Annotated in this window: 16 protein-coding genes, 1 tRNA gene and 1 pseudogene; 6 read left to right on the top strand and 12 right to left on the bottom strand. The window is 56.4% G+C overall.

The window, feature by feature from the left end; translation table 11 throughout:
* Positions 1-178 precede the first annotated feature (178 nt).
* Entirely contained in the window at positions 179-2,032 is a 1,854-nt protein-coding gene (locus tag NB063_RS03845; protein ID WP_250927423.1) for an alkaline phosphatase D family protein, read from the top strand.
* Between the two features lie 273 nt (positions 2,033-2,305).
* Positions 2,306-6,067 carry a glycoside hydrolase family 2 TIM barrel-domain containing protein gene (locus tag NB063_RS03840; protein WP_250927422.1) on the top strand — a complete coding sequence of 1,254 codons (3,762 nt, stop codon included), beginning with the start codon at positions 2,306-2,308 and terminating at the stop codon, positions 6,065-6,067.
* 452 nt (positions 6,068-6,519) lie between these two features.
* On the opposite strand, the gene NB063_RS03835 is transcribed toward NB063_RS03840, so the two are convergent.
* Positions 6,520-6,795, bottom strand: a complete 276-nt coding sequence (locus NB063_RS03835) for an acylphosphatase (RefSeq protein ID WP_250927421.1) — start codon at positions 6,793-6,795, stop codon at positions 6,520-6,522.
* A gap of 205 nt (positions 6,796-7,000) precedes the next feature.
* On the opposite strand from NB063_RS03835, the gene mgtE reads away from it, so the two are divergent.
* Positions 7,001-8,407, top strand: coding sequence for a magnesium transporter (gene mgtE, locus NB063_RS03830; RefSeq protein WP_250927420.1), 1,407 nt, complete (start codon positions 7,001-7,003; stop codon positions 8,405-8,407).
* A gap of 150 nt (positions 8,408-8,557) precedes the next feature.
* Here the strand turns inward: mgtE and NB063_RS03825 are convergent, their stop codons facing one another.
* The gene (locus NB063_RS03825) at positions 8,558-8,845 is read right to left on the bottom strand and encodes a hypothetical protein (protein WP_250927419.1); all 288 of its coding nucleotides are present in this window, start codon (positions 8,843-8,845) and stop codon (positions 8,558-8,560) included.
* A gap of 360 nt (positions 8,846-9,205) precedes the next feature.
* Between NB063_RS03825 and NB063_RS03820 the strand changes: the two genes are divergently transcribed.
* Positions 9,206-9,868: an FHA domain-containing protein gene (locus NB063_RS03820; protein WP_250927418.1), complete on the top strand. Its 663-nt coding sequence runs from the start codon at positions 9,206-9,208 to the stop codon at positions 9,866-9,868.
* A 164-nt stretch (positions 9,869-10,032) separates the two neighbouring features.
* On the opposite strand, the gene NB063_RS03815 is transcribed toward NB063_RS03820, so the two are convergent.
* From NB063_RS03815 to NB063_RS03785, 7 genes are all read right to left on the bottom strand, one after another.
* A complete protein-coding gene (locus NB063_RS03815) occupies positions 10,033-10,506 on the bottom strand; it encodes a hypothetical protein (protein ID WP_250927417.1) in 474 nt (157 codons plus the stop codon).
* Positions 10,503-11,024: a type II secretion system protein gene (locus tag NB063_RS03810; RefSeq protein WP_250927416.1), complete on the bottom strand. Its 522-nt coding sequence runs from the start codon at positions 11,022-11,024 to the stop codon at positions 10,503-10,505. Before NB063_RS03810 ends, NB063_RS03815 begins: the two co-directional genes overlap by 4 nt.
* Positions 11,025-11,053: 29 nt before the next feature.
* Entirely contained in the window at positions 11,054-11,521 is a 468-nt protein-coding gene (locus NB063_RS03805) for a hypothetical protein (RefSeq protein ID WP_250927415.1), read from the bottom strand.
* Entirely contained in the window at positions 11,518-12,051 is a 534-nt protein-coding gene (locus NB063_RS03800) for a pilus assembly FimT family protein (protein WP_250927414.1), read from the bottom strand. The genes NB063_RS03805 and NB063_RS03800 overlap by 4 nt, the downstream gene beginning before the upstream one ends.
* Positions 12,052-12,579: 528 nt before the next feature.
* Positions 12,580-12,909 (bottom strand): prepilin-type N-terminal cleavage/methylation domain-containing protein, encoded by a 330-nt coding sequence (locus tag NB063_RS03795; RefSeq protein WP_250927413.1) that lies wholly within the window; start codon positions 12,907-12,909, stop codon positions 12,580-12,582.
* A 225-nt stretch (positions 12,910-13,134) separates the two neighbouring features.
* Entirely contained in the window at positions 13,135-13,923 is a 789-nt protein-coding gene (locus tag NB063_RS03790) for a HisA/HisF-related TIM barrel protein (RefSeq protein WP_250927412.1), read from the bottom strand.
* Between the two features lie 6 nt (positions 13,924-13,929).
* Complete coding sequence (locus NB063_RS03785; protein WP_250927411.1) at positions 13,930-14,469, bottom strand: DUF2617 family protein; 540 nt, start codon at positions 14,467-14,469, stop codon at positions 13,930-13,932.
* A 287-nt stretch (positions 14,470-14,756) separates the two neighbouring features.
* Between NB063_RS03785 and NB063_RS03780 the strand changes: the two genes are divergently transcribed.
* On the top strand, positions 14,757-15,338 hold the full coding sequence (locus NB063_RS03780) for an anthranilate synthase component II (protein WP_250927410.1): 582 nt from the start codon (positions 14,757-14,759) through the stop codon (positions 15,336-15,338).
* 192 nt (positions 15,339-15,530) lie between these two features.
* Here NB063_RS03780 and NB063_RS03775 read toward each other — a convergent pair.
* Positions 15,531-15,603 (bottom strand) — tRNA-Gly (locus NB063_RS03775).
* A gap of 333 nt (positions 15,604-15,936) precedes the next feature.
* Between NB063_RS03775 and tig the strand changes: the two genes are divergently transcribed.
* Entirely contained in the window at positions 15,937-17,451 is a 1,515-nt protein-coding gene (tig, locus tag NB063_RS03770) for a trigger factor (RefSeq protein ID WP_250927409.1), read from the top strand.
* 575 nt (positions 17,452-18,026) lie between these two features.
* Here tig and argJ read toward each other — a convergent pair.
* Both argJ and NB063_RS03760 read right to left on the bottom strand, forming a co-directional pair.
* Positions 18,027-19,241 carry a bifunctional glutamate N-acetyltransferase/amino-acid acetyltransferase ArgJ gene (gene argJ / locus NB063_RS03765; protein ID WP_250927408.1) on the bottom strand — a complete coding sequence of 405 codons (1,215 nt, stop codon included), beginning with the start codon at positions 19,239-19,241 and terminating at the stop codon, positions 18,027-18,029.
* Between the two features lie 127 nt (positions 19,242-19,368).
* Positions 19,369-19,579, bottom strand: a pseudogene (locus tag NB063_RS03760) (flagellin); the annotation flags it as partial.

Genomic DNA, 19,579 nt, shown 5'->3' with positions numbered 1-19,579 from the left:
TCGAAGATTCGTTCCGCGTAGAATGGAACGCGTCAGGCAATTCATCGCATCCGGCGCACTCGCACCCAAGCGTATTCGCCCCGAGTGAGAATTTACTGATCGCCTAACCAGCGAACGTAGCACCGCTCATTACGCGGAGTCTTGTTTGCCGAGTTCATTCCCCACGCCCTCGATTCTCATGCATCGCATCCTTCTCGCTAGCCTTCTCGCTGCACTAACGCTCGCTGTGTTTTGTCCCCCGACGAACGGGCAAATTGCCGTACGTGACCCGATTCGTTTAACCCACGGTCCGATGCTCGGCATGCCGACCGCCAGTTCGGTACGTGTCTGGGCACGGACATCTGATCCCGGTGAATTTACGGTTCAATACGGGGTCGATGCGGCATCCTTGACCATGACCAGCAACGTGGGTCACACGCAAATCGAGCACGACAACACCGGTGTCTTGACGCTCGATAATCTCGCCGCCGACACGCGTTACCACTACCAGATTCACGTCAACGGTCGCCCCCACGGTCTGCCCGGCAGTTTTCGAACGCTGCCGAGCGCACAGGAATCTCGCAACGACGAACACAATCCCGAAGGCCTGTTCAATTTTCGGTTTCAGATTGGATCTTGTGCGAACCAAGATCCGCTGCACGGCGCCGGGCATCGATCCACAACGTACGAACACCTCAACGAAGATTGGGCCGACAAAGTTCACTTTCACATTATGAACGGAGACTGGCTGTACGAGGAACTACGAACCTATCCGGTTGAAGCGTGGCGATTGATCCAAGGCGTCGAAACGCTGCCTCTGGTCGTCGACGTTGCACCGACGATTGTGGGCGTATGGGAAAACTACAAGCTCTACTTGGAACGCGGCGTCGCGTTGGCACAGTGGCATCGAAACGTTCCGAGCATGTTCACGTTCGACGACCACGAACTCGTCAATGACATCTGGGGTTCGGGCGAGTCGGGTAAGCGACATCGACGCACCGTCTTTCGTGATATCGGAACGCAAGCCTGGTACGACTATCTCGGCTGGGCGAACCCGATGCAACATTCCGATCCGATCCATTTCGGCAAAGCAAGGTTGACCGCGGGCAGCGACCTGTTGTTCGATCCTGACGCCGACTTCACCGAACTGCCGATTGAAAACATGTTGAACTTGCACGTTCACTGGGGCACCGCGGAGGCGGGTGTCAATGACATGCGGTTTGACAACGACGAAGGCAATCAGAATTCTTACGTCTATGACATAGTGGAAGTTGTTGACGCTCACCATTTGCGGTTGCACATGCCCGCCAAAGTGGACGACGACGCGGTCAGTTATTCGATCGGTCGTCGCAGCTACGGAATGATGCGAGTCGCCAATTGTGAGTTCTACATCCTCGACACGCGGGGCGACCGAGACATGCACGACGTTTCGCAACGCGACAAACCGGGCGTTTCAATGCTCGGCAAAGCTCAACTCGATTGGCTGTTAGCATCGATGAGCGGCAGCGACGCGGATTTCTTCTTCGTGATCTCCTCGGTGCCATTCATGATCCCACACAGCGGCGCAGGCGGCTTTGAAGCAGACGCCGAAAACAAAGAGGAGGCATGGACCGGGTTCTTTGACGAACGCGAAACGCTTATCAAGGCGTGGGACGAAATGGGCAAGAAAGTGTTCGTCATGACGGGCGATCTTCACAACAGCTTTGCGATCAAGATCACCGACCACGTTTGGGAGTTCTGCTGCGGCCCGCACAACAGCGTCAACCATGTTCCCAAGAACGACGAGAGCGACCGACCCGCGACGGGCAAATGGAAGTTTGGGCCCCGCGAAATGGACATCCGGTGGTCCAGCTATGTGTTACCCGATCTGCCGCGACTCGAACGGTTGTACCCTCACTACTGCGTCGTCCAGGTCAACAACGTCTTCAACATGCCGAAACAACTCGGTGGCAAACGGCTCGTTGCGTACCCCCATCCGCAGGTCATCTTTCAATATTTTGACGGACGGACCGGCGAACTCGCCTACGCCGAAGCGATCTCGGTCGACCGCTAGAAACCTGATTGCGGCAATCAATCTAACGGTCGCGGATTGATGCTATCGCGCGGTGACAATCTGTCCTGGCGAATCCATAGAAGGGCGGTAGTTGGCGATCTGCGAGAGCGGTACATTGCCCTGTATCCCCGCCGGCCCCTCCAGCCCGGTCCCGCCTCCATGCCACCCGTCCCACCTCCGACGGCGACTGGCCTCAATCGGCGACGGCCACAGGATCAACTGGGACCGCGTCAGGGGACCTTACCCCTCCCGCCTCGCATCTCCCCATCGACCATGAAATCGCTTGCTGCAACGCTTCCCGGCGCGTCACGCTGGTTAGAAACCCGCACCGTATTGGCCGCTTTGTTTCTTGCCCTGGGCACTGCTCAGGTCGGCCAAAGTCAAACTCCCGACTGGGAAAATGAACAGGTCATCGGAATCAATAAGCTGCCGCCGCGAGCGACCGCACTGCCCTTTCCCGATCGCGACGCGGCCTTGAAAGCGACGCCAGAAGCAACGCCGTATTACCAAAGTCTCAACGGCCCCTGGAAGTTTCATTGGTCGAAAGATCCGAGCGAACGCCCCGTCGATTTTTATCGCAACGAATTCGATGTCACCGGCTGGGACGACATCCCCGTCCCCAGCAATTGGCAGCTACAGGGCTACGGCGTGCCGGTCTACACCAACATGAAATATCCGTTTCATATCGATCCGCCTCGAGTGATGGGTGAACCGCCCGCTCACTACACCAATTTCTCCCAGCGAAACCCGGTCGGTTCGTATCGTCGCGAATTTTCGATCCCCGAATCCTGGGACGGTCGCAAGATTTTTGTCCAATTCGATGGCGTCGACTCCGCGTTCTACCTGTGGGTCAACGGTACGAAGATCGGATACAGCCAAGGCAGTCGCACGCCCGCCATGTTTGACTTGACCGAACACGTCAAACCGGGATCAAACACGATCGCCGCCGAAGTTTATCGATACAGCGACGGCAGCTATCTCGAAGATCAAGATTTCTGGCGTCTGAGCGGAATCTTTCGTGATGTCTATCTGTGGTCGGCCGATCAATTGCAAATCAATGACTTCTTCGTCCACACCGATCTCGACGACGAATACCGAGACGCGGTCCTCTCCGTCGACGTCACCGTCGCCAACGAAACCGACGCCGGTTCTGACTTCACCCTCACGACGGAACTACTCGACGATGCTGGCAAGGTCATCGGCGGCAACGAACAAACCGCGAAGGTCGCTGCGGGCGATTCCGCCTCGGTAAGACTCAAACAAGACGTCTCTGCCCCCAAACTCTGGTCTGCCGAAACGCCCAACCTTTATCGCCTTCTGCTGACGTTGAAAGACGCCAGCGGCAAGACGGTCGAAGTCACGACGACCCGCGTCGGGTTCCGTGAAGTCGAGATCAAAGATCTCAAGGTTCACGTCAACGGAAAACCGATCTATTTCAAGGGAGTGAACCGCCACGAACATCACCCCGATACCGGGCACAACGTTTCCCGCGAGTCGATGATTGCCGACATCAAACTGATGAAGCAATTCAACATCAACGCGGTTCGGACATGCCACTATCCCAACGTGCCGATGTGGTATGCCCTCTGCGATGAATACGGTTTGTACGTTATCGACGAAACCAACATCGAATCCCACGGCATGGGCTACGGTAAAGAATCGCTCGCCAAGGATCCGAAATGGGGCAAGGCTCACATGGATCGATTGCAACGGATGGTCGAACGAGACAAGAACCACCCTTCGATCATCATCTGGTCGCTCGGCAACGAAGCGGGCAACGGTGTCAACTTCTTTGCCAACTACGACTGGGTCAAATCCCGTGACCCGTCGCGTCCGGTTCAGTACGAGCAAGCGGGCTTTAGCGATCGGAATACCGACATCCGCTGCCCGATGTACGCCACAATCGACCGCATCGTCAAGTACGCTGAAAACAACCCGGACCGCCCCTTGGTGGAATGCGAGTACGCGCATGCGATGGGCAACAGCGTGGGTAACTTCCAAGATTATTGGGACGCAATCGAGTCTCACAAAGCGTTGCAGGGTGGCTTCATCTGGGACTGGGTCGACCAGGGACTCCGCAAACCGGTTCCCTCGGTATTGACGGTCACCGATCGCCAAAACCCGAAATCGGTTGCCAAGGTTCTTGGCAGCGTCGATGAGAAGAAAGGCGTCACCGGGGCTGTCGTGGTTCCCGATTCCGAGTCGTTGCAACTCACCGGCAACCTGACTCTTGAAGCGGTCGTTCACGGCAACCGCGTCGATAGCTACTGCCCTTTGATCACCAAAGGTGATCACCAGTACCTGCTGCGTCTCGATGGGGTCGGAGTGAACTTCACGCTATTCCCCGGCAACTGGAAGAGCCTTCGCGTCAAATACGACGAAGCCGGTCTCGTCGACGGCGCCAACCGGATCACCGCGACCTACGACGGTTCGCAGATGCGAGTTTACGTTAACGGCAAGAAGGTGAAACAAACCCTGCTCGCCGGCGAACTCTCGACCAGCGTCTACCCGGTCAATATCGGCCGCAATTCGGAAGAGACCAAACGCACGGCGCCGCTGCCGATCGAATCCGCCCGGATTTACAACCGTGCCCTCTCGGACGCCGAAGTCGCAGACGTTGCCAAACGCGAAACACGCGGCCTCGTCCTGGACCTCGATCTCCGCACCGCAAAGGAAGAAACGGCTCAAACAACCGAGCCGAAAACTTTCTTCGCGTATGGCGGCGATTTTGGTGATCAACCCAACGACGCCAATTTCTGCATGAACGGGTTGGTTGCCCCGGACCGCAAGCCGAATCCACACTTGTGGGAAGTCAAAAAGGTACACCAAAACATCAAGGTGTACGCCGACGATCTCGCGGCTGGACGGTTTCGGGTCCAAAACAAGTTTGCGTTCACCAACACAAACGCATTCATCCCCAAGCTGACGCTGAGACGCGACGGTAAAATCGAATCTCGGGCAACGCTTAAACCGTTCGACATCGAACCGGGCGAAGAAAAAGGGATCGTGATCCCGATGATGATGGACACCGGCTCGAACGGTGAATATCTGCTGACCCTTTCGTTCGAAACCGCAACCGAAACCGCGTGGGCTCCCGCCGGGCACCTTGTCGCGTGGGATCAATTTGCGATCTCTTCCGCACCGCCGGCAGCAATGACTCCCTCATCCGACCCGGTGACACTCACGGAGGATGGCCAACTCCGAGTCGTCACCACCGGTGATCTTCGCGTGACGTTTGACTCACAGAACGGCTCGTTGAATTCGGTCGCCGTCGGTGGCACCGAAATGCTCGCAGAACCACTGCTGCTCAACTTTTGGAAAACCCCTAACGACAATCAACGGGGTAACGGCTATCTCAAACGTCTCGGCGTTTGGCGTGAAGCGGCCGCTAAGATGCAAGTCACGGACTTCAATGTCGCTCAAACTCCGAATGGTGTGGAAGTGATCGTCCAAGGAAAACTTCCAGTCAACGGATCTCGCTGCGAATTGCGATACACCGTCTCGGCGGGTGGCCAGGTCGCGGTGCGAGCTGATTACCAACCCGGCAAGGGCAACATTCCATTGATGCCGCGTTTCGGAGTCCAGTTCTCCGTCCCCAAAGATCTCGAACAAGTCTCCTGGTACGGACGTGGACCACACGAAACGTATTGGGATCGTAAAACGGGTGGCGAAATCGGAATCTATGAATCGACCGTCGAAGAAATGTTCTACCCGTACCCGCGAACGCAGGACACCGGCAACCGATGCGACGTTCGTTGGATGACGGTGACGGACAACTCGGGCCGCGGCTTACGCATTTCCGCCGATGGCGAGCCGCTCAGCATGAGTGTGTGGCCTTACACCCTCGGCGACGTGGAAGCGGCCAAGCATCCCCACGAACTTTCCCGACGAGACGCCAAGACCGTTTTTGTCGATTGGAAAGTCCACGGCGTTGGTGGCGACAACAGTTGGGGTGCCCGCACGCATCCAGAGTACACATTGCCTGGAGACAAGCCTCACCAACTGAACTTCACGATTTCGGTGATCAATCCGTAACAGCACGTCTCGCGTTCCACCGCTGTTTCATCCGCACGGCCACCGCAACTGCGTGCCCGGCGGAGGGCGTTCGGGGGAACTCGAAAGGGCAGAGCGAGCACTTTTGCAACCGTGATTTTCGCTTACGGCCTTCTAGCTGGTTAGCATTACTACTCACGTAGCTCGGTCTCTTGGGACGTTGATTGTTTTAGTGCCTTTTTTAGCGGAACGGCGCAAGCAGGCTGTTGAGTTACTCGTTTCGCAAACATGAGTGAGCCGACAGCGCTAGCTGCGGGCGTCCAATGCGCGCATCGTAGCCGTAAGGCCCGCGGCAAGCGCCGACGGCTCACTAAATCAACAGCCCGCAAGCCGTCCGGTCCTGCGTTACCGGACGGCTCGCGCCGTTCCGCTACTTTTGAAATCCCGCAGGTCCACCGTCTGGCGGCGGTGGCTATAGCAAGAATACGAATGCTCTAATATTTGATCTTAAAGCCGGTGCGATCCGGCAGGGGATCACGGGTATCGACGAGAGTTTCGTTGATCTTGTATTTCATCGACGACTCCACCCGCTTGGCCAATTCTCTCAAATCGGCAGCGTCACCTTGGACGTCCATCGTCACGTCCCCATCGGGTTCGTTGCGTACGAATCCAGCGATCGTCAGCCCACGAGCTTGCTGAATCGCGTTTACGCGAAACCCTACCCCCTGCACGTCACCTCGATAACGGAATACCTTTCTCTGAATCGCCATCGCCTTCTCCATTCGACCTTGACCGTTTTCACGGCACTCTTTTTTTCCGATATTCAAAAGTTAGACAATCGGCTGTAGTGCTCAAGCGTCTCTCCCCGATATTCTACGCGACCCGGGGAGTACGACGTGATTGCAAAACGGTTGCGAGCGAGTCACGTGGTGCCGATTCCGATTCACGCCCAACCTTTTGCTATCTCGAGATCGCATGTCTGACTCATCAAACGTCACCGAATCTCTTCCCGAAGGCGAACTCTTGGTCGAGACGCTCGATCGCCCCTGGGAGCGATTGGAGGAACTCGCCGAAGCGGGCGACCCGGAACCGCTCGCCGCGTTTTTGGACAGTCTGTCAGCGGGCGACCAAGCCCTCGCGCTGAGCCGCACCGATGAGGCTCACCATCAGCTCGTGCTGAAGACGCTGCCAATCGGAGACGCCGCCGAATTGCTCCGCCACCTCAGCGAAAGCCAGGCGGCGGAGATCATCGATTCGCTGACCCCCGAGGACGCGGCGGCCATTTTCCAAGAGATGCCGAGCGACGAACAGGCTGACCTCCTCGGCGACTTGGACGAAGATCAGGCCAGCGCGATTCTGCAGGTCTTGCCCGATTCCGAAGCCGACGCGATGCGTGAGTTGGCGGCGTACAACGATGACGTCGCCGGCGGTTTGCTCGTTCGCGAGATTTTGCGTTTCGATCGTTCGACCAAAGTCGCCGATGTGATCAGCACACTGTCGGAAAACGCGGACGAATTCCGAGACTACGACGTTCAGTACGCCTACCTGACCGATGAGCACAACCGGCTCGTCGGCGTCCTTCCGATGCGGAACCTGCTCTTCGCACGCCGCAACGATCCCGTGGCCGACATCATGATCGCGGATCCCCTGTCGCTGCTCGACACGACTCCGCTCGATGACCTGATTGACTTCTTCGACACCCACCACTTCCTCGGCGTGCCCGTTGTCGATGCGGACGGCAGACTGCTGGGCGTGGTTCACCGCAACGCTGTCGATTACGAAGCGACCCGTGCCGCCGAAAGCGATTTTCTCAAAAGCCAAGGGATTATCGGCGAAGAGTTACGAACCATGCCGCTGTTTCAGCGGGCAAGTCGCCGACTGAGTTGGTTGAGCATCAATATTGTGCTTAATATCGGTGCCGCTGCGGTCATCGCCATCTATCAAGACACGCTTGAGAAAGTAATCGCGTTGGCTGTTTTTCTCCCCATCATCAGCGACATGAGCGGATGCAGCGGAAACCAAGCCGTCGCGGTGAGCATGCGCGAGCTGTCGCTCGGTTTGGTGCGCCCCACCGAAATGCTACGGGTTTGGCTCAAAGAAGCGTCCGTGGGCTTGATCAACGGTGCCGCCCTCGGCCTGTTGGTGGCGATCGTTGCGATCGTTTGGGACGGTAACCCGTACTTGGGATTGGTCGTGGGCGTGGCCCTGTACGCCAACACACTCGTCGCAGTCTCGATCGGCGGCACCGTGCCTCTGCTGCTCAAACGATTTGGCTTCGACCCGGCCGTCGCCAGCGGTCCGTTGCTGACCACGGTTACGGACATGTGCGGTTTCTTTCTCGTCCTTGGACTCGCCACGGCGATGTTGAATCGGCTCATCTAACGTCAAAACGTATCGCCACCGTCCGCGATCCTACGACTGCACGATCGCGATGCAAACGACGTGTGGCTCGTTGCGTTTGAGCACGACGAAGATTGCGATCGCAAAGGTTCGACCTTCGCTACGAACGTGACAGCGCCACCGGCGCCGCGATCAATCGTCGTAGCTGTCGCGGGAGCCGCGTTTGTCTTTCTTTTGCTTTTCGACGGTGATGATCGGATCGCTATCCCGACGATCAACGACCTCGAAGTCTTCGGGCAAGGGCAGGTCGTCGATCGTCAGCACGCCGCCGTTGAAAATATCCGCTGCGTCGAGTTCGAGCTGCTCGGGAAAATCGTCCGCGTGGCCGTAGACACGGACACGCTTGATGTGCTGATTGTACCGCTTGGGTTTCTTGCTACCGCCAAAGCTGACCTTGATCGGCAATTCCTTCTCTATCACGGCGAGATTCCTGGCCCGTGAGTTCGGGCACGATGTTGTAGAGGTTGAGAGAAATTTGGATAAAAAACAGTCCGTCCGCAAACCAAGTCGCCCCGACGGGACCAGCCACGTCGAGACGTCCAGCCCAAGGAGAGTCGCCATCGCGGTTCTCCAGCGAGCGGGATTCTATCGGATGAAATCATTTTCCCGCATCACCTAATTCGCTGAATTTTGCGCCCGGATTCGACAGCACCCCTCCAGTGGCTACTAGGTTACTTAACCTAACTCTAACGCATCCTGAACCGTTACAGGCCCAAAAAAATACATTCCATTTGTAAGATTGGCCGCGTCAATCACTCATCCCAACGAGGGCGGTTCCGCATGAGTTTTCTCAATGTATTCGACTACCAACTGGTGTATCGCAACGGAGACATGCGGGGCGAAGCGATTCATATCGAGCAAGGCAAAAACCTCTTGGGCAGGAGCAGCCACTGCCACATCCAGCTCGACACGCCCGACGTCAGTCGACAACACTGCGTCCTTGTCCGGTCGGGATCGCGAATGTACGTCTACGACCTCGGCAGCCGCAACGGGACGAGGATCAATCGCAAATTGGTTGAGACAAAGACGGCCGTCGAACTGCGTCACGGTGACAAACTGACAATCGGCCGCTGGAAGTTTCGCTTCCTCGTCAAAGACGCGTTGTCCGGCAAAAGCGTCCACTCGGCGCCTGTCGAATCGAATACGAACGTGGCTCCGACCCCCACGCGAGTCCTCAACGAACTCGACGCAATCGCCGAAGCGTTGGAGATCTCAGCCGACGAGTTCACCGACACACAGTCAGCCATCCGCGTGCCACCACGCCAAACCCTCGACGCCGCCTCTCAACCAAAAACGTCGGCTCCAAGTAAAAGCAAACTTCCGCCAATCGACCCGCGAGCAAAACGGTCCCCGATCGGTTTGCCGGATCACGCTCGCCCACAAGGACCATCGGATCCCCGCGCCGCGGCCGACGAAACCCTCCGCAAGATGTTCCGGCCCTAACGGTGACCTCGTCCCCGAACTGACTTCCGGAGCCATCGCGACGATGAATGCGCAAATTGCTAACAGAATTCTGTCTACCGGCTGAACTCAACACGCCAATCAGGCTCTCGCGGCTACGCAAGGCGCGGCCGCCGCCCCAACCCAACTCAGAAAAACACAGCCGGTCAGATAGCCGGAACCGCGATCAGGACAGTCGGCGTGGCGGTCACGGGCGCACCTTTCAGCGGGCCGACCGGCGTGCCCACTGTACCACCGGACGCATAACTGACATCGAGGCGACGGATCACGGGAGCGTCCTTGTAGAGTGCGATCTCCATTTCGAACGTCTCGGCCGTCGTATCGACCGCGACGATATTTGCCGTCGCGTCTTCAAATCCGGTGATGTCCGCCAGCGTCTTGTCGATAGGTGCTAGCACCAGTGACGGATTGATCCGCTGATAAGCGATCTGGCGGTGAACCAAACCATCGGCAACCAATCGACCTTGCACGCTGCTAAGCGTCACTGAACGACGCATGTTGAGCCGTCGATGAGAGCGTGCGATTGCGATCGACGCGACCGACACGACTGCCATCGCGAGATAGCACAACAAGATCGCCGAACCGCGGCGTGATGCCCGATTGGACTTCGTCACGTTCATGGACTCACCCTCAACTGCGGTGCAAAGCAAACCTGTGTCGTCATCGTGGCTTCACGGTCGATCGGCCGCAGCGTCTCGGATTCCTCACCAGTTTTCTTCAATGACAGACGCAACTCGACACCAATCAAATCGGCTCCCGAACGAATCGGCTCAAACTCAAACGACCGCAACGATCCGCTAACACAAAGCGTCTCGTTCCCGGAATCGTCGACCAAAAACAGGTCATCGCCGACGCCCGTCGAAGCTTTGCGTTCTTTAAATTGATACCTGAAGTTCGTGCACTGAATCGAAGACTTGTTCAGTTTTAGAATGCCTTCGTTTTCATGCCAGGAGCGAAATCGCTCGGCCAGGAATCGCAGTGCCTGGCGTGACTCCGCGGGCGCACCGATCACACCGCGTGATGCCGATGCAATCCGTATCGACCCTTGCATGACACCGATGATCGAACTGGCCATCGCGACCACGATCATGACGCAGGCAACAGTCTCTACCAGAGTCACGCCACGACGAGTTTTCACTGGCGAGCGTCTGTTCGATAGCTCGTATCTCATGGGCGACTCCACTGCGTCCGCAACGATTCTTGTGGCTCACCCGCGTCCGGTCGGCGATTTCCGTTGATGTCTTGGTATGCGGTGGCAACAATCGTCAACAAAGCGGGAACATCTGGATCGCTGGCCAGCTCCACTTGGGTCCGCACGTTCGTCGTGTGGTTGTCAGCAACTTTCGCGTCGACTAACGACTTCGCGCTGTCGAACACGCTCACATCACAGAGATCGATCTTGGTCATCTCGATGGCACGCTCGGCTTCGAACAGCAATGAATCATGCAGACCGATATCCGCGATTCTCGTGGCCGATGCTCCCATCATCTTCATGGCGGGTATCAATAGCAGCGACAAGACGGCTGCGCCGACCGCGACATCGATCAGCGACGCCCCCAAACGGCGCCGTATGCGGAGCTCGCAATTCGTGTTGAACGTATTCGCATCGCAGCGACAGACCGGGGAACGGTTCATGGCGACACCACCAAATGAATGTCACCCGAGAGCGAGTAAACCACAGCGGTCGCGGTCGCATCACCGAGCGTGATCTGCCACTTCGCGTCACGGTCCGCGGTACCGTCGGGTTGGAAGGTGAGCTTGGACGCGTTACTTCTCATGACAGCCTGTTCGCTCAACCAAATGGGATCAACCATCCAATTCGATCCCGATTTGGTAGCGGCGCCGAAGTGACCGACTTGATTGGCGTCAACTGCTGGACGATAAGGACTCGGCTTCATCGTCATTTCGATCGCGGTCCGCCGCAGCTTCGTGCTCGGGTGCTTCAAATTCACATACCGAACACTGACTTCGCTCTGGCTCATCACCGCGGTCTCGCGCGCCATCCGCAAACAACGCAGCACCTCGTCTGCATCATCCATCACGCCAGTTCGCGACAGGAACGTCCGATGGATCGAAGTCCAAGACAAGGTTGCGATCGAAAGTGTCCCGGTGGAGATCACGATCACCATCAACACTTCCAGCAGGGTCACACCGTTTCGTTTCATGATGATGTTCTGCATGGATGAGATAAGATGCGTCGCAACACAGCGACAAAAACAAACCAGAGACGGAAAAAGGATCCTATCAAAACAGTCGTTCACGCATCCGTATGTTCGCCTCCCGTCAAAAGGGGCGGGCCGGAGACAGTGAAACCCCGACAAACCAATTTCCAAACCCAATGCGTCAGCGAGCGATCGAAACTTGGCAACCCGTCGCGTTAGCGACGGATCAAAACTTGGAAACCCGACGCGTTAGCGAGGGATCGAAACTTGGAAACCCGACGCGTTAGAGGGATCAAAAACTTAGCAACCCGACGCGTCAGCGAGCAACAGTACGTGACTCCTCGCTGACGCCTCGGGTTATGATCCATTTTCGAGCCTGAACTCGGAGACGAGCCAAACGACTCATTGCTGCACAAGCAGCATCATGAATCGCCGTTCAAACGTAGCTACCTCTCTTAGACTTAGAAGGTGAAGCTCTTTGAGTTCTTCACGCTCTAGTGGGCGTAGCTACGTCAATGTGACGTTGTTCAACTACGGAGTCGGAACCGAGAAGGTACCGGTCGCTTTGTCGTAGGTGTATTTGGCGAGCTTCTTGTAACGGGTCTTTTCTTCAGGAGTCGTATTGTTGATGTATTTTTCGCGAACCAGGTAAGCGATGCTTGGTGGGAAGTAACCCTTCTCCAAGTAGTACGTTTGAGACATTGCGTTGAGTGACGCAACGTCTTGGATAGCGAGTTTATCTTCGCTCTTCTGACGCATCGGAGCGACCGTGGCAACGGTGGCGGCTGCAACAACGGCAAGAATCACCACAGCGGCGATAACTTCTAAAAGCGAAAAACCGTTCTTCTTGTTACGTTTCATAGTGAGATCTTTAAGTCAAAGGTTTGGGGCACAAGAGAGCAAATCATCGAACAGCCCGCGTCCCCTCTCATTGGCGCAAGGGGACAGGCAGCTTTAACCGCTGGAGTCCGAATGTTCTCCTCGCGTACTGAAACCTAGGTCAGAAATGTTCAGCAGGCGGCAATTTTCTGAAAAAACTGCTAGTGATTCCCCAAGAGTGCGACGCCGCGTGATCGCCGGTCGAATTCAGCCCGATGCAGCCGATGGCAAGAGAGCCGACGCCATCAAACAACCATCGCATCCCGCATTCAAAAACGCGGCGACATCTTGCGGTGAGCGACATCCGCCCCCGGAGATCCATTGCCAGCCTCTGTAACGCTGTGACAACGTACGACACAAACCCGCCGCTGCCGGACCGCGATCCGTACCCACCGTCGCGACATCGAGTACGACAGCGCGGCGAAGCCCGGATTGAGATGCGATCCGCAACCACTGATCAAGATCGGAATTCGGCCCGATAAATCTTCCGTCGCGAAAGTCGACTCCCAAGATCAACGTTTCCGGATCGAGCGTTTCAGAAACACGTTCAATCATACGTGTCGACTCGGCCGATTCGCTGGCGATGATCCAATCGACTGCTCGCGGGGAGGTCGCACACGAACTCATCCAACGCAGCGTCTTATCGATCCCATTCGCGTTCAACCCGACATCGATCATCCAGCGTTCGCCCGGAAGGCAATTGGCGAGCAACGCGGCAATCACTTCGCGTTGAATCTCACCGCCGGTGAGCGCGTCGATATCAGCTAGATAGAAACGGCGAATCGAATACCGCCGATACCAGTCGACCAGAGCAAGCGGATTCCCGTTGGCGGGTAACGCGTTTCGCCACAGCGGGCTGACCGCTCGATAATGCTCGCGATTTCCCGCGATTGCGTGAACGGCAACGCCCGCCTTGAGATCAACGACGCCGATCAGATTTGCGGCGTGCGGTTTCCATTGGCTTGGAAACGTCGCCACATCGGGACGTTCGCTCAACCCTGCTCACTCGGGCAAGCTGAAGAGAGATTCCACTTTCACGATTGCATAGTCATCGGGAAAAGTGTGAATCGCTTGGATCAACATCGAGTGCTGTCTGGTCTCGATATTGACGTAACTGATCGCCCCGAGAGCCATCCGCCCGCTCGAATCGAAACGGTACAGCAGACCTTCCGTCGGGCCTTTGCCGAGCTGCTGCCCCACCATCCAAAACATCTCCGCGCCCACCGTTTCGAGCTGGAAGTGCGTTCGGTATTCCAATCCACTTTGACATGTCGCTTCTTCCGTGCGACTGCCCTTGAGTGATTGTTGGATCAAACATCGCCTCGTCGGCAACGGTTGCCCGGCACTGGTGGCGACTTCACAAAGCGTTGACTTGCCACCATTGAACGTAACCACGTGGCCACAATTGGTGATGTCAACTTTGGCATCGTAACGCCCTCGTTGAATCCGACGCGACTGGTGCACGACGATTAACTCAGGATGGATCGGTCGACTGAACAAATGGAAGGCGAGTTCAGCGACTTTTGGGCGAACCGAAATCACGTCGGAGAGTCCATGGTGCAGAGGAAAACGTTTCTGGTGAATAAACGGAATGGCACAATCGCACCACCCCACCGCGACGAAACGTACGTGTGAGTTAATATATACCGAGAGAACAAGCCAATTGTTTTACAGCAAATGAATCAATCACGCTGGTTGCCCCAATTATAGGCTGACTGCAACTAAAGTCTAAAGAGCGTTTACGTATTGACTCGGGAAGAATATCCTTTCCGCTAATCTTTCCCGATTTCATATTGACATTTGAAAAAACCGCTTGCCGGAACCCCGCCATGTTGTTGGTCATCGATAACTACGATTCATTCACTTACAACCTGGTGCAACGCATCGGCGAGATCAATCATGACGCTGACGTGCGAGTCATCCGAAACGACGATCTTTCGATCGCCCAGATCGAAGAGCTCAATCCCGAACGACTGCTCATCTCCCCCGGCCCGTGCACGCCCAACGAAGCCGGCGTGAGTGTCGAGTGCGTCAAACATTTCGCCGGAAAAATTCCGATCCTCGGCGTTTGCCTCGGCCACCAATCGATCGGGCAGGCTTACGGAGGGACGATTGTTCGTGCCCCTCAACTGATGCACGGGAAAACCGATGGCATTCAACACGACAACCAGGGCCTGTTTGCGGGACTCACGAATCCCTTCACAGCGACTCGCTATCACTCGCTCGTGATCGATCCGCCCACGCTACCCGACGAACTCGTCGTCAGCGCTTGGACGGACACGGGGGGCCAGCGGCAAATCATGGGCGTCCGCCACCGCGAATTTTTGATGGAAGGATGGCAGTTTCATCCGGAGAGTTTTTTAACCGAACCGGGAATCGAGCTGATAACGCGATTTCTGAACTGGTCCTAACCAGACACAGCGGGACCGGATCGGATCCACCGGGTGGAGGTCAATCGGCCGGATCGGCGTTGGGCCACCCCGGCGCCGCTGGACCAGCCCCACTAGGCCATCCCTAAACGGCATTCCCGCCGGCGCATAAAAAAAGCCACCGATCAAAATTGATTGGTGGCTTTTTTTCATTCGATTCAGAGAGAATCGAAGAGCGGCTGATCGGATTCGAACCGACGACAATCACGTTGGCAACGTGATGCTCTGCCAACTGAGCTACAGCCGCATCGAACAGACGAGGGTGCCGGTCACCTCGGTGACTCGCTCCCGTCGTGTGTGGGCTAGAGTATAAGTTCGCTTCTCGAGGTGACAAGACCGTCTAGCCATGTTTTTTTTCATCGGCCGAAATTTTTCGTCCGTGCAGTTTTTCGACCGCTTTGGCGAAGGAAGTTTTCGGCTGTCGGCTTGCCTTCTTCGCTGACCGGGCATTACACTTGCCGGATTGTTTCGGTGCCAACGTCACACCTGGCGTCGCCCGAACGCCCCAAAAAGATTCCCCGTCCCGCGGCGGCCCCTCCGATTTTGGGACGCCCTCCTCTGGCATAAGTAAGAATTCAGGATGTCCACGTCCGTCGACACTGACACCACCGCGACCGACGAGTCGCCCGACAAGGCTCCATTGCAACTGGAAGTCACCGTGGAAAAACCCCACGCTTGCTTGCGTGAAGTGGTCGTTTCCATCCCACGTGGCGAAGTCGAGCGTTACCTCAAAGAGGCCTACGACGAACTCGTTCCCGAAGCCCAAGTTCCCGGGTTCCGCGCCGGCCGTGCCCCGCGAAAGCTGGTCGAAAAGCAATTCCGGGAAAAAATCGAAGAACGCGTCAAAGGCTCGTTGCTGATGGACAGCCTCAGCCAAGTGACCGAGCAAGCCGAGTTTTCCGCCATCGGTGAACCCGACTTCGAATACGAGTCGATCGTTCTACCCGAAGAAGGTCCGTTCAAGTTCCAATTCAAGATCGAAGTCCGTCCTGAATTCGAAACCCCAGAATGGAAGGGTCTTTCCCTTACCAAACCTGTCGAAGAAGTCACCGACGAAGACGTCGACCAAGCCCTCAAACGTGTCTTGGCTCGCTACGCATCGCTCGAAGCCAGTGCCGAACCGGCCGAACTCGGCGACAAACTCTTGCTCACCGCCGTCTTCAAAGATGGCGACAAGAAATTGTCCGAAATGGACGAAGAACGAGTCACCGTCGCTAACCGCCTAAGCCTCTCGGACGCGATCTGCGATTCGTTCGGCGAGTTGATGACCGGAGCGAAAGAAGGCGATGTCATCACGGGCAAAGTCAAATTGAGCGACGGCCACTCCGACGAATCGCTGCAAGGCAAAGAAATCGATGCTGTATTCACGGTCGTCGAAGTTCTCAAACTTGAACTCCCACAACTGACCGCTGAGTTCCTCGATGAACTCGGTGAGTTTGAGTCCGAAAGCGAACTCCGTGATTTCGTTCGTGCATCGCTCGAACGACAAGCAACGTTCCGCACCGAACAAGCGATGCGGTCAGCGATCATCTCGCAATTGCTTGAATCGTCCGATTTCGAATTGCCACCGAGCTTGGTTCGTCGCCAAATGAAGCGAGAACTCGACCGCAAGGTCCTCGAGTTCCGTCGCAGCGGTTTCGACGAAGACATGATTCGTCGATTCGTCAACGCGAACCGTCAAAACATGCAAGCCGGCACCGAAGCGTCACTGCGTGAACACTTCATCCTGGAACAAATCGCCGAGAACGAAAACATCGACGCGACCCCGGAAGAGTACGAAGCAGAGATCCAATTGATCGCCGAGCAAAGCGATTCGTCGCCGCGTAAGATCCGTGCCCGCTATGAGAAGTCGGGACAAATGGATGCACTTCGCAACCAGATCGTCGAACGCAAGGTTATCGAAATGATCTCCGGTGCCGCACAAGTCACCGAAGAAGCTGTGACCAAGGAAGCCGAAGGAGCCGACGAAGAGTTCGCCGTCTACCACGACGTGGTGCCAACCCGCGATCTCGAGTCGATCCCGGAAGCCAAGTACGACGACAACACACCGAAGGGCGCTGAAACCGAAATGGAAAAAGAGAAAGACAAAGAATAATTGTCTGACCTCTGCGAAAACAAGAAACGCGGCGAGCAACCTCGCCGCGTTTTTTTATGCGCACAAAGCGACAAGCATCCGCGATTCCCAACGCGACGAAAGAACACGAGCGTTTTCGCGTACCCAAACGTGGAACGACACCGGACGGCTCGCGCCGTTCCGCTAAGTTTTTTCGACCGGCAAACCGCGAATCCTCCGGTTCCAGCCCCTCCTTAAGTCGAGTTTGTTCACGACTGGCTAGCTGGCCGGCGGCACTTTCAGGGAGACGGATTAGAGTTTTCGCCTCGCACATGGATGAGTCGCTTCACGGCTCCGAAAGCGGTTCACGCCCGCAATTCTCGGTCTCTGAAAGGCAGTGAAGAATTAGTGTGGCCGTTCGCTCCGCGAACGAGCGTTCCCGTAAGCTTCGTTTGCGAGGGACGTTGTTTGTTTTAGTGCTTTTTATAACGGAACGGCGCAAGCCGTTCGGTCCCGAGTCACCGGACGGCTCGCGCCGTTCCGCTACTTTCGAAATCCTGCAGTACTTAAATCGACGCCCGGAGAGACCGAACTACGTGAGAAGCAACGATCTCCAACTAGGTCGTGTACAACGAATTGAACCGGACATAGTCCTCAGTCAAATCGCTCGACCAATATTTGGCTGAACCGGATCCAGAACCGACGACGAGCTGCAATTTGACTTCCGAAGCCTGTTTCATCAGCCCACTGAGTTCGGCAGCATCAAATTTCAATGGCCGACCATCTCGAAAAACGTCGCGTCCTTCGATTGAGAGCGCCGTTTTTCCGACTTCAATCTTTGGCCCCGCATAACCGGCGGCGGACACGATGCGTCCCCAATTGGGATCACCACCCTGAATCGCGGTTTTGACCAACGGGCTCGCGGCAACACATTTGGCGATATCCAGTGCGTCTTTGTCACTTCCGGCGCCTTCGACTGCGACTTCGAAGAACCGCACCGCACCCTCGCCATCGGCGACCAACAACTTGGCCAGCTTCAAACTGACATCCGTGGCCGCTTCGATAAAGGTCGCATTCTCGGCATCCGATCCGTCGCCGGCTGCGCCGCTACTAAGCAAGATCACCGTGTCGTTGGTGCTCATGTGCCCGTCGACACTGACGCGGTTGAATGTTCGCTCGACAATTCGTCGTAACGACGTTTGAGCGGAAGCTTCGGTGAGCGGAAAATCGGTGACGATCACACCGAGCATCGTCGCCATGTTGGGAGCGATCATTCCGGCGCCTTTGCACATCGCAGCAATTCGGTAAGTCTTGCCGCTGACCTCGAAACTCGCCGACGCGGTCTTGCGATACTGATCCGTCGTGCAAATCGCATCCGCCGCGGCGAGAAAATGCCGTTCGCTGTCACCCAATGCCTCGCCGGCGAGGGAAATTCCGCGTTCGACTTTGTCCATCGGCAACCGGTGCCCGATCACGCCCGTGCTCATGACCAACACATCCTCAGCGTCGCAACCGACCATTTTGGCAACGCTTTCGCACATCGCCACCGCATCGTCGAAACCTTCTTGCCCGGTACACGCGTTCGCGTTGCCGCTATTGGTGATTACCGCGCGACACGTCGATCGGGGAGAACGATCTCGACACAACTGCACAGGCGCCGCAAAAACTTGATTCGTCGTCGTCACCGCAGCCGCAACGCACGCATCGTCACTCACGATCAACGAAACGTCTGGCTTTCCACTCGCCTTGATCCCACCCGTCGCACCGGCGAACCGAAATCCGGTTGGAAGTTCGTGAGACGATTCGGTAGGTGTCAGTTCGGGTTGACTCATTTTGGGTTCCAGCAAAGGCACAATCGGGAGGCTGCCCCGCAGCGGGGCGTGACCGCAATGATACCAATTTCTAGGTTTGCGCCACCGTGGCAAACAACGCGACATCGGACGACGGCCCAGCGGTGGACTATCTCACCAGCGACAGAACATTTTGCGGGTTCTGGTTGGCGAACGACAACACATTGGTCTCCGGCTGAACGACGATTTACCCCCGCGTCAGTTTCGCGGAATCCTGTGCAAAGTCGGCATCACGGAGCGTGCTTTCCGCCTCCTGCCGATTCGCTTTTGTTTCGCTGGAGACATTGATTGTTTTAAGCAGGTATGCAGGAATCATCTGG

The organism is Aporhodopirellula aestuarii, assembly GCF_023701485.1.
GTDB lineage: Bacteria > Planctomycetota > Planctomycetia > Pirellulales > Pirellulaceae > Rhodopirellula > Rhodopirellula aestuarii.
Note: the sequence above shows the minus strand (reverse complement) of the source record. Positions and strands in the feature narration are given on the sequence as shown.